Annotated in this window: 15 protein-coding genes; 2 read left to right on the top strand and 13 right to left on the bottom strand. The window is 65.5% G+C overall.

Going from position 1 to position 15,928, the window contains the following annotated elements; all coding sequences use genetic code 11:
- Positions 1 to 169 precede the first annotated feature (169 nt).
- The 11 genes from EDE08_RS10165 to pncA form a co-directional block, all read right to left on the bottom strand.
- Positions 170 to 1,030, bottom strand: a complete 861-nt coding sequence (locus tag EDE08_RS10165) for an ABC transporter permease (RefSeq protein ID WP_131868746.1) — start codon at positions 1,028 to 1,030, stop codon at positions 170 to 172.
- Positions 1,027 to 1,956 carry an ABC transporter permease gene (locus EDE08_RS10170; protein ID WP_165935806.1) on the bottom strand — a complete coding sequence of 310 codons (930 nt, stop codon included), beginning with the start codon at positions 1,954 to 1,956 and terminating at the stop codon, positions 1,027 to 1,029. Before EDE08_RS10170 ends, EDE08_RS10165 begins: the two co-directional genes overlap by 4 nt.
- Positions 1,956 to 2,942, bottom strand: a complete 987-nt coding sequence (locus tag EDE08_RS10175; RefSeq protein WP_131868747.1) for an ABC transporter ATP-binding protein — start codon at positions 2,940 to 2,942, stop codon at positions 1,956 to 1,958. Before EDE08_RS10175 ends, EDE08_RS10170 begins: the two co-directional genes overlap by 1 nt.
- Positions 2,939 to 3,922 (bottom strand): ABC transporter ATP-binding protein, encoded by a 984-nt coding sequence (locus EDE08_RS10180; protein ID WP_131868748.1) that lies wholly within the window; start codon positions 3,920 to 3,922, stop codon positions 2,939 to 2,941. Before EDE08_RS10180 ends, EDE08_RS10175 begins: the two co-directional genes overlap by 4 nt.
- 1 nt (position 3,923) lies before the next feature.
- On the bottom strand, positions 3,924 to 5,561 hold the full coding sequence (locus EDE08_RS10185; RefSeq protein ID WP_131868749.1) for an ABC transporter substrate-binding protein: 1,638 nt from the start codon (positions 5,559 to 5,561) through the stop codon (positions 3,924 to 3,926).
- 28 nt (positions 5,562 to 5,589) lie between these two features.
- Complete coding sequence (locus EDE08_RS10190; RefSeq protein WP_131868750.1) at positions 5,590 to 6,405, bottom strand: sugar phosphate isomerase/epimerase family protein; 816 nt, start codon at positions 6,403 to 6,405, stop codon at positions 5,590 to 5,592.
- A 452-nt stretch (positions 6,406 to 6,857) separates the two neighbouring features.
- Complete coding sequence (locus EDE08_RS10195; protein ID WP_131868751.1) at positions 6,858 to 8,087, bottom strand: DUF1236 domain-containing protein; 1,230 nt, start codon at positions 8,085 to 8,087, stop codon at positions 6,858 to 6,860.
- 102 nt (positions 8,088 to 8,189) lie between these two features.
- Positions 8,190 to 8,573, bottom strand: a complete 384-nt coding sequence (locus EDE08_RS10200) for a GrlR family regulatory protein (protein WP_131868752.1) — start codon at positions 8,571 to 8,573, stop codon at positions 8,190 to 8,192.
- 36 nt (positions 8,574 to 8,609) lie between these two features.
- Entirely contained in the window at positions 8,610 to 10,643 is a 2,034-nt protein-coding gene (locus EDE08_RS10205) for an NAD(+) synthase (RefSeq protein ID WP_131868753.1), read from the bottom strand.
- A gap of 150 nt (positions 10,644 to 10,793) precedes the next feature.
- Positions 10,794 to 11,909, bottom strand: a complete 1,116-nt coding sequence (locus EDE08_RS10210; protein WP_131868754.1) for an alpha/beta fold hydrolase — start codon at positions 11,907 to 11,909, stop codon at positions 10,794 to 10,796.
- Positions 11,910 to 11,925: 16 nt separating this feature from the next.
- Positions 11,926 to 12,552, bottom strand: coding sequence for a bifunctional nicotinamidase/pyrazinamidase (gene pncA / locus EDE08_RS10215; protein WP_165935805.1), 627 nt, complete (start codon positions 12,550 to 12,552; stop codon positions 11,926 to 11,928).
- Positions 12,553 to 12,818: 266 nt separating this feature from the next.
- On the opposite strand from pncA, the gene glk reads away from it, so the two are divergent.
- Both glk and EDE08_RS10225 read left to right on the top strand, forming a co-directional pair.
- On the top strand, positions 12,819 to 13,790 hold the full coding sequence (gene glk / locus EDE08_RS10220) for a glucokinase (RefSeq protein WP_131868755.1): 972 nt from the start codon (positions 12,819 to 12,821) through the stop codon (positions 13,788 to 13,790).
- Between the two features lie 146 nt (positions 13,791 to 13,936).
- Complete coding sequence (locus tag EDE08_RS10225; RefSeq protein ID WP_131868756.1) at positions 13,937 to 14,140, top strand: hypothetical protein; 204 nt, start codon at positions 13,937 to 13,939, stop codon at positions 14,138 to 14,140.
- A 44-nt stretch (positions 14,141 to 14,184) separates the two neighbouring features.
- Here EDE08_RS10225 and EDE08_RS10230 read toward each other — a convergent pair whose 3' ends face one another.
- On the bottom strand, positions 14,185 to 14,562 hold the full coding sequence (locus tag EDE08_RS10230; protein WP_131868757.1) for a response regulator: 378 nt from the start codon (positions 14,560 to 14,562) through the stop codon (positions 14,185 to 14,187).
- 111 nt (positions 14,563 to 14,673) lie between these two features.
- Positions 14,674 to 15,459 carry a Spy/CpxP family protein refolding chaperone gene (locus EDE08_RS10235; RefSeq protein ID WP_131868758.1) on the bottom strand — a complete coding sequence of 262 codons (786 nt, stop codon included), beginning with the start codon at positions 15,457 to 15,459 and terminating at the stop codon, positions 14,674 to 14,676.
- Positions 15,460 to 15,928: the final 469 nt, after the last annotated feature.

Genomic DNA, 15,928 nt, shown 5'->3' on the forward strand with positions numbered 1-15,928 from the left:
CGATCCGGGACCCATACCCACAGGGAGCGGTAGGGGCGCGAAGCTGATCGCTCCAAGTCCCCGCAACCACATCCGCCAGTGGGTTTGGGTCCCGGATCTGCGCTTACGCTTGTCCGGGACGACGACTGAGAGTGTCGCACTGGCGCGTAACCGCCGGACGCCTCTCATGCTACTGCAGCGTCGGATCGAGCCGGTCGCGCAGCCAGTCGCCGATCACGGAGACGGCCAGCGTGGTGACCACGATCGTTGTTGCCGGCGCCAGCATGATCCAGGGCGCTCTAGTCAGGTATTCCCGGCCATAGCCGACCATGTTGCCGAGGCTGGTCATCGGCGGCTGCACGCCGAGGCCCAGGAAGGACAGGCCCGACTCCATCAGGATCACCTCGGGGAAGACCAGCGTGGTCGAGACGATCAGGGTCGAGGCGATGTTGGGCAGGATATGCCGGAGATAAATCCGCGACGGCGTCGCCCCCAACTGGCGCACCGCAGCCGCATAGCCTTGGGCATTGGCCGAGATGGCAAGGCCGCGGGCGATACGGGCATAGCGCTCCCAGCCGAACAGGCCCATCAGGCCAATCAGCAGGGGCAGCGAATTGCCGAAGAAGGCGAGCACGGCCAGCGCCATGATCAGGAAGGGCATGCTAGCCTGGAAGTCGGTCAGCATCAGCACGAGCTGCTCCGCGGCGCCGCGGAAATGCGCAGCGAGGAAGCCCAGCGTGGTGCCGACGATTGCCGAGATCGCGGTGGCGCCGAAGGCGATCAGCAGCGAGATGCGGATGGAAACGAGCAGCCGCGACAGCACGTCCCGGCCGAGCTCATCGGTGCCCAGCCAGTGCGCGGCATTGCCGGGCGCCGCCAGCCGGTTGCGCAAGTCGAGCTGGGTGAAGCCGTAAGGCGCGATCTTCTCGGCGAAAGCCGCGATCACCAGCATCGCGATGATCCAGGCGACCGCAAGCGCGACGGAGACTGGAATTGCCGGCAAGCTGACACGGCGACTAACCGCGGTATCCTTCAGCGTCGCGTCGGTCATGCGTGGGCTCCTTTCGCGCGCAGCCGCGGGTCGAGGAAGCCGTAGAGGAAGTCGACGATCAGGTTGGACGTCACCATGGTCATCGCGACCAGCAACAGGATGCATTGCACGACCGCGAGGTCGCGGTTGGCAACGGCAACGACGAGAAGCCGCCCTACCCCCGGCCAGGCAAACACGCTCTCCACCACCACCGCGCCGGCGATCAGCGTGCCCACCATGAAGCCCAAAATGGTGACGGTCGGGATCGCCGCATTCGGCAGCGCATGCGACGTCACCACCCTTCGCCACGGCACGCCCTTGGCCGAGGCAGTGCGGATATAGGGCTGCCCAAGCACCTCCAGCATCGCGCTGCGGGTGAAGCGCGCCAGCACCGCAGCGCCGCCAAGGCTGAGGGTTGCGATCGGCAGGATGGCGTGGCGCCAGCTGTCCTGCCCGCCTGACGGCAGCCAGCCGAGCTGCACGGCAAAGACGAGCACCAGCAGCAGCGCCAGCACGAAGCTCGGCACCGTGAAGCCGGCGACCGCCGTCATCATCACGGCGCGGTCGATCGCCGAGCCACGATGCAGCGCGGCGTAGATGCCGGCGGGAACGCCGAGCGCGACCTTGAAGAAGAATGCCGGCAAGGTCAGCGCCAGCGTGGCCGGGATGCGCTCCAGCACGAGCTCGATCGCAGGCCGCCCGTCGCGCATGGAGCGGCCGAGCTCGCCCTTGGCGATGGCGCTAAAATAGTCGAGATACTGGAACCAGATGGGATCATCGAGGCCCCAGGCCTTGCGGAAGGCGGCCAGCACCTCGGGCGGCGCTTCCGGCCCCAGGATCATTAGCGCGGGATCGCCTGACAGCCGCAACACGACGAAGGCGAAGGTGACGACGAGCACGATCGTCAGCGCCGCGCGCCCGATCCGAATGGCGAAATAACGTCCCATCAGGCGGCGTCCCGTGTCGCAGCGCCGGTGACGAGATGGCAGGCGACCTGCCTGTTGCCGCCGACGGCCGCGAGTGTCGGCACCTCGCTCGCACAGCGCGCGATGGCACGCGGGCACCGCGGATGGAAAGCGCAGCCGCTCGGCCGTGCCGCCGGGTTCGGCGGATCGCCCGACAGCACGATGCGGCCCGCGCTGCGGCGGCCCGGTGCCGGCGATGCGGAGACCAGCGCCTGGGTGTAGGGATGCTCGGGCCGCGCGAACAGGTCGTCGGCGCTGCCGATCTCGACGATGCGGCCGAGATACATCACGGCGACGACATTGCTGATCTGCCTGACGACGCGCAGATCGTGGCTGATGAACAGCAGCGTCAGCGACAGCCGGGCCTGAAGATCGGCGAGCAGGTTCACCACCTGTGCCTGGATCGAGACGTCGAGCGCGCTGACCGGCTCGTCGCAGACCAGGAAATCAGGTCTGGTGGCGAGCGCCCGCGCCAGCACGATACGTTGGCGCTGGCCGCCGGACAGTGCGCCCGGATAGCGCGCACCATGCGCCGGCGCCAGCTCGACGGCGCGCAGCAACTCGCGGACGCGCTCCTCGCGCTCGGCGGGCGTGCCGAGGCCATGGATGTCCAACGGCTCGCGGATTTGCGTCGCCACCGGCAGGCGCCGGTCCAGCGCGCCGAGCGGATCCTGGAAGATCATCTGCATGCGTGCCCGCTGCGCGCGCCAGGCGGCCGTCCCGGCTGCAGCCATCGGCTTGCCCTGGAAGCGCACTTCGCCCTTATCGGGCGGCTCGAGGCCGAGCACGATGCGCCCCGTGGTCGACTTGCCCGAGCCGGACTCGCCGACGAGACCCAGCGTTTCGCCCTTGGCAATCGTGAGCGACACGCCATCGACCGCGTGCACGGCCGTGCTGCGGCCGAACATTCCGGAGCGCATGGCATAGCTGCGCGAGATCGCAGACACCTCGACGAGCGGCGGGCTCATTCAGCCGCGACCCCAAGCAGCGCGCGGCGCGAGGTCTCGGCGCGGATGCAGGCGACGCTGCGGTCATCCGCGATCGGCGCCAGGCTGGGAGCGGCAAGGCCGCACGGCTCGGCCGCCAGCGTGCAGCGCGGCGCGAAGGCGCAGCCGCTCGGCATGTGCGCCGGATCAGGCACCGTCCCGGGAATGGCGGTGAGACGCCGCCGTGGTCCATCGAGCGGCGGCAGCGCGCCGATCAGACCCTGCGCATAGGGATGCACGGGATCGGCGAAGAGCTGGTTGCTGGGCGCCTGCTCGACGATGCGGCCGGCATACATCACCGCGACACGGTCGCAATTCTCGGCGACGACGCCGAGATCGTGGCTGATCAGCACCATCGCCATGCCGAGCTCGCGGCGGACCGTCGAGAGCAGCTCCAGGATCTGGGCCTGGATGGTGGCGTCTAGCGCCGTGGTCGGCTCATCCGCGATCAGGAGATCGGGATTTCCGGCGAGCGCCATCGCGATCATGATGCGCTGGATCTGGCCGCCGGAGAATTCGTGCGGATAGGCCTCTAACCGCCGCACCGCGTCGGGAATGCCGACGAGATCGAGCAGCCGTCGCGCTTCCGCCTTCACGGCGTTACCTTGGAGATCACGATGCAGCGCCAGCGCCTCGCAGAGTTGCTTGCGGATGGTCAGCACCGGGTTGAGCGCGCTCGCCGGATCCTGAAAGATCATGGCAATGCGTCCGCCCCGCACGCGATCGAGCTCGGCGGCCGACGCGCCGAGGATCTCTCGTCCCTCGAGCCGCACCGAGCCGGAGACCTGCGCATGGCGCGGCAGGAGGCCCAGCGCGCCGAGCCATGTGACCGACTTGCCCGACCCGGACTCGCCGACGAGGCCGAGGGCCTCGCCCTTCTCCAAGGTGAGATCGACGCCGCGCAGGACCGGCACGCCGCTGAAGGCGACGCTCAGGCCTGCAATGCTGACCAGCTGCGGCACGTCAGGCCTCGAAATTGCCGGCGCGGAAATCCATCGCGAAGGCGGGAGATGCCTTCCACTTGATCGATTTCGGCTTGGCGGTGAAGGTCGCGTTCTGGTGCAGCACCGTGTAGGCGGGGTCTTCGCGCTCGGCGATCTCCAGCATGCGGCGGAACGCCTTCTTGCGCGCCGCGCGGTCGGTCGAGGTCTCCAGGAACTCGGAAAGCTTGTTCAGCTCGGCATTGGTCCATTCGCCGATCTGCTGCTGCTGGCCGTTCGGCCCGTGCTGGGCGACCAGCGAGGACACGGGATCGTTGAACGCGGCCGAGTTCGACCAGTCGCGGACGGCGCGCGCGGGTCCACGCTCCATGACCTGCGACCAGTTCTCCTTGGTCTCGATCTGCACGTTGAGGCCGACCGACTTCCACATCTCGACCAGGATCTGCGCGGTCGCGACCTGGTTGGTGTAGTAGTTGTTGAGCAGGCGATAGGGAATCGGGTCGCCCTTGTAGTTGGCCTGCTTGAGCAGATCCTGCGCAAGCTTGGGATCATACGCGGGCACGCTCCAGTCGGCGTTGAACATGTCGCCGTAGAATTCCCACTGCAGGCCCTTCGGCACGCGGGTGCGGCCGGCCCACAGGCTGTCGACGATGGCCTGGCGGTCGATCGCATGGGTGAACGCGCGCCTCACCAGCGGATTGGCGAGCTGGGCGTGGTTCTTGTCGAACACGGTCAGGCGATGATTGAGGATGGTGCCGCCCTGCACTTCGAATGCGGCATTCTTCTCGATGCCGGCGATCTGGTCCGGCGGGATGTCGCAGGCGAACTGGTATTCGCCCGACAACAGGCCGTTGATGCGGCTCGCGACTTCAGGCACTTCGAGGAAGCGGATGCGCTTGAGCGGCGGACGGCCGCCCCAATATTCGTCGTGGGCTTCGAGCGTGAGCGAGACGTCGGGCTTGAGCTCGACGACCTTGTAGGGGCCGGTGGTAACAGGCTTGCGCGCCCAGTCGAGATAGCTCGCGGACTCATCCCAGGCGCGGCGATTCATGATGTCGGAGCCGTAGCGCGACAGCCGGCCCTCGATGGTGACGTCGGGCGTCGCGTTGTAGAAGCGCACGGTATACTTGTCGACGGCATCGACGCGCACGAGGTCCGGCCAGATGCGGCGGGCGACGGCCGGCACATCCGGCGGCAGCTCCTTGCCCGGCCGCGGCGTCGGGATCTTCTCGAACGCCTTGATGGTGGAGCGGTTCTTGGCCTCGGTCTCGCCGAACATGCGTTCGCGGCTGAAGGTGAAGACGACGTCGTCCGCCGTCAGCTCGTCGCCATTGTGGAACTTGACGCCCTGGCGCAGCTTCACCTCGACGGTCTGATCGTCGATGCGGCGCCATTCGGTGGCAAGGCCGGGCACGGCTTCGAGATTGCCACGCCAGTTCTTGGAGATCAGGCCTTCCCAGATCGAGGAGAAGAATACGCGCTCGCCGACATTGGACTGCTCGCGCAGCACGTCGAGCACGTTCGAGTTGGTGACCTTCTGCACGGCGATCGTGACCGACGGACGGTTGTCGCCTTGCGCGATCGCAAAGCGCGGGAGCAGCAGCGTGCTTGCGGCAACGCCGCCGGATTTCAGGATGCTGCGACGGGTGAGCTTGCTCATGATGATGACCCTGCCTTTGTGATGACGGCTATTCGGCGAGGCCGAGCGCGGCGAGATGGGCTGCGCCGGTGCGGACGTCGTCGTGATTGCGGAGCTCGAGGATCAACCGCGGATTTGACGTCAGACGGCCCAGGGCACGGAACACGGCCACCCACGGGATATTGCCTTCGCCCGGGGCCCAGTGTCGGTCGGCAAAGCCGTCGGTGTCCTGGAGGTGCACATGGGTCAGCATGTCACCGGCGGTCTCGACATAGTAGTCGACCGGCGGCGCGCCGGTGGAGACATGCGCGTAGTTGGCGTGCCCGGTGTCGAGCGAGACGCGGACCTTGCTGCTTTCGAGCGCCCTGGCGAGGCGCACGCGGTCGCGCGGATCCTTGTCCTCGATGTTCTCGATGACGATCTCGCAGCCGATGGTTTCAGCGCGCGCAATCACCTCGGCGAGCGTCGCCTTGACGCGTTCGACGATGTTGCCGCGGTTCTCGGGATACAGGTCGAGATTGTTGTGGTCCCACGTCGTGAACGGCGAGTGGATCACCATCTGCGTCGCGCCGAGGAACTCGGCGGCATCCAGCCCCTGAAGCAGGCGCTTGGTCACCGCCTGGCGGATCATCGGATCGTGGCTGTCGATCTTGAAACCCCAGAACGGGCCGTGGATGCCGAGCCGACCGGAATGGCCGGAAAGCATCTGCTTGATCTCGCCCGCCGTGCTCCGCCAATCGCTGTCGAGCAGATCGGCGCGGAAAAAATCCTGGATCTCGAGATCGCGCTGCCGTTCGAGAAGCCAGTCGCGATGCGCGGGGATCGATTTGGTGGACAATGCGGCGCCCAGCACCGGCTTCGACATGGCTTGCTCCTTGACCGTCGGCGATGACGGGAGCAGCGCTAGACCAGTTCAATGACAGGCCCGTGAATGTGTCTTCGGCGGCGCTGACGAGATGTGGACATCCCGCGCATTGCAAGCAACGATGTTGAGCAGCGGTGCTGCCGTCAATGCAGGCATCTGCGGATTCCCGCAGCAGCAAGTTCGATCGTGTCCGTAGTGATCCGGATTCCAATCCTATTCAGACTCGCGTACATCGCGCAACATCGATCGGCGGCACTTCAAGAGGCATCACCTTCTGATCGCGCACCTCGGGGTTGGGGGACCACATGGGGCGGGGGATCTAAGGCTGGGGCAAGGTGACGAGGTCCGGACTCCTAGGCACTCCGGACCTCGAAACTTTCGACATCGAACGCAATCGCGCCGCCCGGCTGGTTTCTGCCGGGCGGCGCGTTGTCGTTTCAGCATCGTCGCAATCAGCGCGTCTGCGGCTCGATCGTCACCGTGCAGTCGCCCTGCCCTTGCGTTGCGACCACGATGTTGCCCGCGGGAGCGCCGAGCGCGATCGGCGCGGACGAGCCGCCATCGGGCATCTGGACCGTCACGCTCAAGGAATCGGTGCGCGCAGTTGAGCCAACGGTCGAGGGCTCCGCTTGGGCCACATTGCCCGAAGCGTCACGCCGCATGATCTGGCAGTTCAAAGGGCTTCCGCCGGCCGCCGCCATGCTCGACGAGGCGCTGCCGCCCATTTGTGCACGCGCCCGCGACGGATCGCGGGGCACCTGGCTGACGATGCGATGCGTCCGGGGCTCGACAATGACCACCTCGTCGTCCGTTGCGAAATATTCGTAGTCCCGATATTCGGGCTCGATCGAGACGATCTCGGGCGGCAGCCGGTGGAGACGCACGCGCGGCGGAATCGTCTCGCCGATCCGGATCGAAATGTTCAGATTGCGCTCCGGCTGCGCGAGGCGTGTGCGGCTCATCGTTTCGGAAATCCGCACCTGCTTCTCGGTCGTCACCTGGGCCTGCTGATTGACCTGCGTGTTGGTCTGGGTGGCTTGATTGGCTTGATTGCTCTGCGTGCCCGATGTGCCGGGTGCGGTCTGCGCATTGCTGGCCGGAGCCGTCCGGTTCGTATCGGTCGCGGTGGCCGGCCGGTTGGTCTGTTGCGCTGGCTGCTGTTGCTCGGCAGCATTGCGCGGCGGCTGAGCCTGGTTGCGCTCGTTCTGCTGAGCAGTTGGGGCGGTCCTGGACTTCTCAGACTCGGCCGTTGATTTCTGCGGCGCAGACTTGTCCTGCTTCGTCTCCGCGCTGCTCTTGCCGCTGTCGCGTCCCGGCTTCGCGCTCTCAGCCTCGCGGTTGCGATCGCGTGAAGGTTCGCGAGAGTCTCGTGCCTGATCCTTCGCCTTCGGTTGATCGCGCCCGGCAGAAGGGGACGGCTGGCGCTTGTCGTTGTCGGCCTCGCGCTTGGCCGCGCCGCCGTTGTCCTCGCGTCCCGCTCCCTGCAGTCTCTCTTGAGCGTCTTGCGCACGCTCTTGAACGCGTTCTTGAGCCGGACCACCGCGCTGTGGCGCAGCGCCCTTTGCGGGTTCCTCGGTTCGTTTCGGCTCGTCCCTTCGCTCACCGGGCGCCTGAGCGTAGGCGAATCCGGATGCGAGCATGAGTCCGATGGCCGCAGTCGATAGCATCAAGTGTTTACGCATGGTCCCTCTCCTCGAAAATCCTCAACAACAGACGCGAACGTTCTGTCGTTGCGAAGGTTCCTGAGCGGGAACGTAGCGGTTAGTGAGTAGATCGGGTCGCGCTCACATCGCATCCTTGAGAGTCAGTCGCGCCGTGAACGTCACGCTGGTCTTGCCGACCAGTGCCATGCCTTCGACTTCCGCACCGCCGGGGAAATAGTCGCCGGAAAAGCCGCAGGTGACCTCCCTGCCGCCGAATGCAAGCGTCCTGCCGACCGCCTCGGTGTGCTGATTGACGACCAAGTCGCCACGCCACTTGCCGTTCCGGAAACTGTAGCTGCCGGTGTAGTAGAAGTAGCTGTCGCCGCCCATGATACGGCCCTCGCAGAGCACGACCACGCCTCTCGCCCGCCCGCGCTTGCCATCACGCATTTCGATGTCGAAGATGTAGAGGCCGTTGATGACCTTGGCCTCCTCGCTCGTTTGCGCCCCATCTCCGGCCGACATCGATCGCCTCCCAACAATGCCGATCGGCCGCGCCGATCAGTCCGGCACGTTCCGTTCGAGATCCTCAAGCCAAGCGGCCGCACTCGAATCCGACGGCGCACGCCAGTCGCCGCGCGGCGACAGCGAGCCGCCGGCCGAGACCTTCGGCCCGTTCGGCATGGCCGAGCGCTTGAACTGGCTGAACGCGAAGAAGCGGCGCAGGAACACTTCGAGCCAGCGGCGGATCTCCGGCAGATCATAGGCCTTGCGCCGATCATTCGGGAATGCTGGCGGCCACTCGCCCTTTGCGACGTCCTTCCACGCCTGGAAAGCCATGAAGGCGATCTTGGACGGCCGCATGCCGAAGCGCAGCGTGTAGAACAGGTTGAAGTCCTGCAGCTCGTAAGGCCCGACGGACGCTTCCGTGCTCTGCGGCTTCTCGCCGGCCTCGACCGGTACGAGTTCCGGCGAGATCTCGGCCACAAGGATCGCGCCAAGCGTCCGATTGACGTCGTCGCTGAACTGTTTGGAGGAGATCACCCAGCGGATCAGATGCTGGATCAGCGTCTTCGGCACGCCCGCATTGACGTTGTAGTGCGCCATCTGGTCGCCGACACCATAGGTGCACCAGCCGAGCGCAAGCTCGGAGAGATCGCCGGTGCCGATGACGATGCCGCCGTGATGGTTGGCGAGCCGGAACAGGTAGTCCGTCCGAAGGCCCGCCTGCACGTTCTCGAAGGTGACGTCGTAAACCTTCTCGCCCTTGCCGAAGGGATGACCGATGTCCTTCAGCATCTGGGTTGCGGTGCTGCGGATGTCGAGCTCCTGCCAGCTCGTCCGCAACGCCTGCATAAGTGCCAGCGCATGGGTCTTGCTCTCGCTGCCGGTGGCAAAGCCCGGCATGGTGTAGGCCAGGATGTTCTCGCGCGGCAGGCCGAGCAGATCGATCGCCTTGGCGGCCACGATCAGTGCATGGCTGGAATCGAGCCCGCCGGATACGCCGATCACGACGCGCTTGGTACCAGTCGCGCGCATGCGCTGCACCAGCCCGGCGACCTGGATGTTGTAGGCCTCGTAGCAATCCTGCTCGAGCAGGCTCTCGTCGCTCGGCACGAACGGAAAGCGCTCGACCTTGCGCAGGAAGCCGATGTCAGCGGCTGGCGGCTTCAGCGCGAATGTCACCTTGCGGTAAAAGGCCTCGCGCTGCCGCCGGTTGTCGTCGAACGTTCCCATCAGGGCGCGTTCCTGCCTGAGCAGGTCGAGATCGACGTCGGCCAGCGTGATCTGCCCGCCCTGGCGGAATCGCTCGCCCTCGGCCAGCAGCACGCCGTTCTCGAAGATCGAGGTCTGGCCGTCCCAGGCGAGATCCGTGGTCGATTCCCCTGCCCCGGCAGCCGCATAGACGTAGGTCGCGAGGCAGCGCGCTGACGTCGATTGGCACAGCAGTGCGCGCGAGCGCGCACGGCCGATCGTGATCGGACTCCCGGAAAGATTGATCAGAACACTCGCACCCGCGAGCGCGAGCTCCGAAGCCGGCGTCACCGGGATCCACATGTCCTCGCAGATCTCGACGCCGATGGTGAGGCCCGGGACGTCCTCGGCGGCGAACAGGAGATCCACGCCGAACGGGGCCTGCAGGCCGCCGAAGGCGATCGTCTCGCCGGCGATGCCGGCGCCGGAGGCGAAATGCCGTCCCTCGTAGAACTCGCGGTAGGTCGGCAGGTAAGATTTCGGCACCACGCCGAGGACGTTGCCGCGATGGATGACGACAGCGCAGTTGTAGATGCGATGACCAAAGCGCAGCGGCGCCCCGACGATCAGGACCGTCATCAGCCCCGCGGACGCTTCAACGATCGCGGCGAGCCCGCGCTCGACGGCATCGAGCAGCGGATCCTGCTTGACCAAGTCCTCGATCGCATAACCGGACAGGCACAGCTCAGGGAAAACCGCGACCGCCGCCGACTGCTCGTGGCAGGCATCGGCCGCTGCCAGGACAGCCCTGGCGTTGGCCGTGGGGTCGGCGACATGGGACGTGGTGACACAGGCCGCCACGCGCGCAAATCCGTGAGCGTAGATCGAGTGGAAAGTCATCGAGCGCCGTACCCTTAAATCTCTTCAATCTCTTCGCTGGCGAAGCCGTTCAGCCCCGGATCCTATGTAGCCCATCGACCGGGTCCCGTGCGAGCCATCCGCCGGCATGCATAACGGACTTGCAGCGCGGCCCGCCCGGCGCCGGCGAGCTCAGGCGCTGCGAGCCAGCACGCCGGGCAGATCGTCGCGCAGCCACCCGGCGATCCGGCGCCAGGCATGCGCGTGGGTGCGCGCGCCCATGAACAGTCCAAGATGATTGCTCGGCTCGGAGGCCGCCGCAATGAAGGCTGGCGGTGTGCCAACAAGCCCGGCGGTGGCGAGCGCTTGCGCCGCCGGCACCACATCGTCGTCGAGCCCGGCCAGCAGGAAGATTGGCGTCTTGACGTCCTTCAGATGAACCGGGCGGCCGAGCGCGACGAAACTGCCCCCGGCAATCCGGTTCTCCCGGAAAATTCCGTTGACGATCTCGAGATAGTAAGTGCCCGGCAGATTGAGCGTCTCGGCGTTCCAGCGGTCGAAGCGCGCGAGCAGCGCGGCACCCTGCTCATCCGAGAGATCCCGCTGCAATGCCGCTGCGATATCGTCGCTATCAGGCGCCTTGGACCAGAAGTGCAACATCTCCTCGCCGCTGACATTGCCGCCGCCGCGCGAGACGAGCTGGTCGTAGACCAGCTCGGGCGCGTTGCGCGCGAGGCGGGAAAGCGAGGAATCGATCGACAAGTCCACGGGAGCACCGACCAGGACCAGCCGCCGCACCTTGGCTGGAAAGCGCGCCGCGTAGAGCAGCGACAGCCATCCGCCCTGGCAAAGGCCGACGAGATCGACCGGCGCACCGATCTCGTCGATGGCGACGTTGAGGTCGGCGAGATAGCTGTCGATCGAGAGATAGCGCATGCTGGGGGTGGCCGACCGCCAGTCGGTGACATAGACCCTGTCGACACCGCCTTCTTGCAGCGACTGCAGCACGCTATGGCCTGGCGCGAAATCGGCGATCAGGGCGCGATGGAGCGCATAGGGGGCGCAGACCAGCGCCGGCTGGCCGGACCGGGTCCGCGAGCAGTCGCGCAGCTGCATCGTTGCGAGCTCGAGGGCAACGCTGTTGGGCGTCGTCCATGGCAGGCTGCTCTCACCCTGCTTCGCGGGTCCGCGCTCCAGCCACCAGAAACAGGCATCCATGGCGAGCTGCGCCGCCGCAAACGGCCACAGCCGTGGATCGTCAGGGGCATGCCCTGGTCCACGTGGCTGTTTGGCGGTCCTCTCCACCATGGCTACCTCTATATCCTCACAGAAACGCCTCGAGGCTGGCGACAGCGATGCCGCGGTCCCTGAAACTCTGATGGGTCGCGGCCACCGAGCCGTCGAGATCGATGCCACGGCAGGCATCCTCGATGACGGCCACCTCCAACCCCGCCTTACGCGCATCCTCCGCCGAGAAGCGGACGCAGAAGTCCAGCGCCAGACCGGCGACAAAGACGGTCTTCAGCTCGCGTTCGCGCAAATAGCCAAGCAGTCCGGTCGGCGTCCGATGGTCGTTCTCGAACAGCGCCGAATAGGAATCGATGCCACGGCGAAAGCCCTTGCGCACCACGAGGCTTGCCCGCTTCACGTCGAGATCGCGATGAAATTCGGCGCCCGCCGTGCCTTGCACGCAATGCGGCGGCCATAGCACCTGCGTGCCGTAGTCGAGCTCGATGACCTGAAACGGCTGCTTGCCCGCATGGTTCGACGCGAACGAGACATGGTCGCTCGGATGCCAGTCCTGGGTCAGCACCACATTGGCGAATTTCTGGGCGATCCGGTTGATGGCAGGGACGACCTTCTCGCCACTGGGAACGGCGAGCGCTCCGCCGGTACAGAAGTCGTTCTGCACGTCGATCACCAGCAACACGTCGCGGTCGGAAATCTTCATTGCAGGGCCCCACTCGATCCGTCCGGCGTCAGGCGCCGGACGCTCCTTCCCAATGTCGATCTTCCGGCGCAGCTTAGCAACCACCGACCGCGTGCGGCGATACCGCGCTGACAGCCAGGATTTGCCCAGAATGCAACGGTTTGACCTTGTCCGTGTTGACTAGGAACAACCAAGCGAGGATTCTCAGACCGTCCGCGGTTTGCGGATCGGATCAGGAACGGAGGAGAGGTTCCCGAGGGCCGCAAGGCCGCGGAAGCCGCAGGGCTATGGGCATCGGCAAGACAGGAACCATTCTTCTCGCCGATATCGGCGGCACCAATGCGCGCTTCGCGCTGAACCGGAACGATCAGACCGGACCGATCGACTACGTGAAGGTCGCCGACTTCCCGACCGTACGGGAAGCCATCGCGGATGTCCTGGCGCGCCGGTCAGGCGGCGAGCAGCCCCAAAGGGCGGTGCTGGCCGTTGCCGGTCCCGTCACCAACAACCGCTGCGTCATGACCAACAGCCCCTGGGTCATCGACGGCAACGAGCTGCAGCCCGCGCTCGGCTTCGACAGCGTGCACGTGCTGAACGATTTCGAGGTGGTGGCCTGGTCCCTGCCCGCCTTGCAGCTTGCCGATCTGATTCCGCTCGGCGGAGGCGATGGCCTGCCCGGAGAGCCGTTGCTCGTCGTCGGGCCCGGAACTGGCTTTGGTGTCTCCTGTCTGATCGAACGCCATGGTTCGCGACTGGCCGTCGTCACTGAGGCCGGACATGCGACCCTGCCGGCGGAGAACGAGCGCGAGGAACGCGTGATCGCCTGCTTGCGCCGGCGCCTCGGCCACGTCTCCATCGAGCGCGGCGCCCTCTCTGGTTCCGGGCTGCAGAACCTCTACGAGGCGCTGGCCGAGATCGATGGCGTCCAGGTGCCGCATCGCGACGCCGCCGCCATCACCAAGGCCGCGCTGGAGAACAGCTGTCCCGTCAGCCGCGCGACGCTGGAGATGTTTTGCGCCACCCTTGGCTCGGTCGCCGGCAATCTCGCCGTGACCTTCGGCGCGCGCGGCGGCGTCTATATCGCCGGCGGAATCGTGCCGCGCTTTCGCGAGTTCCTCGCGGCCTCCGCGTTCCGGGCGCGCTTTGAAGCCAAGGGACGTTTCCAGGACTATCTGCGCGACATCCCGACCAGGCTGGTGATCAAGCCCGATGCGAGCTTCGTCGGCCTGAAGATGTTTGCCGACCACACTGCGGATTGACGGACGATCACGCTCCGCTTGCTGGCGTGTTCCAGTAATTCACAGATGATTCAGCACGCGCCCGGTTCCAGGCCGGAACGTGCTTGCGTGCATGTTTCAGATACGAAACAATCTTCCCGTGTGTGGCGTAGTTGCGGGGGCGTGACATGCGTAAGCAGGATCTGGGTTTCGATTATCACCGCTATCACCGTCTGCTGAGCGAAGCGGACAGCGAAGACAAGCGGCTGGCCCTGATCGAACTCCTGATCGAGGAAAAGGCACGCGACCGGCTGGCTGCTCAGCGCGCGTCGGATCGCGCAGCCATGACGGCCCACACCATTGCCAAGGTGCTGAGGAGCGGTCGCAACTGAGCCGGCTGAATCACCCTGCGGCCGTGCGCGTCGGGCGTGATCGGTCAGCCCAGAGTTTTGGTTGACGGCCCGGGAAACATCGAATCGATCATCGCCTTGAGCTGATCCATTGCGATCGGCTTGCGCAGGATCGGCCTGCGTCGGAGCAAGGACGGCAGCAGTTCCGGACCATAGCCGGTGGCGAACAGAAACGGTTTTCCGCGACGTTCGATCAGATCGGCGACTGGATCGACGTAGACACCCATGAGATTGATGTCGAGGATGGCCATGTCGTATTGCGCGGTCATGGCAAAGGCGCTGGCGTCGCGCACATTATCCGCTTCCGCGACGACGTGGTGGCCGAGTTCCGCCACCATGTCGGCCATCATCATCCGGATCAACGCCTCGTCTTCGACCAGGAAAACGGAGAGTCCGTCCGCCATATCAACCCCGCAGTCAGCTTACGAAGCTAATCATAATCGAATTGCGGGGAGGATTCACGAATTCGTGGCGGGCGCCGTTAATTCGGCCCCGCCCGGACCGATTCAACTTGATCAGTCCAGCCCCCGCTCGTGACTGAGGTGCACCATCTCCTGAATGAAGACCTGCTTCTGCTTGTCGTCGAGGCTCGAATAGAGCGGCTCGGCAGCGTCGGCAACGTTGCGCTGGTCGGCGGCGCGATCAATCAGGAATTGGGCCTCGTTGCGCATCTGCTCGATGATGTCGTCGGGCGGATCCCGCTTGGCGCGCGCGACCCTCAGGTTGAGCCGCTCTGCACCATTGTGCCCAAGGTAGTGCATCGCGCTCGAGAAGCCGTACCAGTGCTTCTCCTGTTCCGGCGTGAGGTTCAGCTGGGTCTTGATCCGCTCGATGTAGGAATCGCTGTTGGCGACGATCTGTTCGGCGGTCAGCTGCGGCGTGCCGGGCTGGGTTAGAACCGTGACGTCCTTGTTGCCCTTGTCCTGCGGCGTGTTCTTGGCCTCTTTGGTCGCCTTGGCGCCCTTGCCCGGCTTGGCGCTCTTGGCCGCCTTGTCCTTGGCTGCGCCTTGCTGCTTGGCGTCCTTGCTGGACTCCTTGGCGGCCGGCGGAGGATTGCCGCCGTTGTTGTTGCCGACGCCGAGCACGCCCGTGAAGACCCCAACCACGCCGCCGATTGCGCCGCCGAGCACGCCACCGACGGGACCTGCCGCCTTGTTCCCGGCCGCAGCGCCTTCCTGAACGCCTTTGACCAATCCCTGAGCATTCGCCCACGACGTCGCGCCGAGCAACAGCGCGAGCATAGACCCCAGCGCGAGCCATCGTCGCAGGTAAGGCCGCGCTGGCGGCGCCGCATTGATCATTCTCGTCTCCATCGTCGATCCAATTGGGCTTGGCGGGCGGAAGCAAACCACCAGCTGAACTCTATCGTTTCCAGCGCTTCGCGGTCCAGACAGGGCCGAGTGCTGTCCACGCCGGAAAAGTCTGTCGCGCGAAGCGGTTATGCAGGCTCATTCGAAACTGCGGCGTAATTGCGCAACGGATCGTTCCGGGTTGATCTGTGCGCTGTGTGCGTCGCAAAATGTGCGTTTGCTGTTCAAGTTCGACGCATGGTTCTGACATGCGGCGACGCACGTCTTGGGCACAACGTTAGTTTTAGACGCGGAGCCGCTCGGCTTTCTCGACAGACGCCATCAATCATGATCTGATCGCGCTACCAATTTGCCCCGGGCGGCGTGAATTTTCACGTCGACCGCCGGCATCAATAAGAAAATTCGAAAACAAGAAGCTCAAAAGTCTCTCAGAGGAAACTCCAACAACAACACCCAGGCG

It is taken from the genome of Bradyrhizobium sp. R2.2-H (assembly GCF_004346455.1).
GTDB lineage: Bacteria > Pseudomonadota > Alphaproteobacteria > Rhizobiales > Xanthobacteraceae > Bradyrhizobium > Bradyrhizobium diversitatis.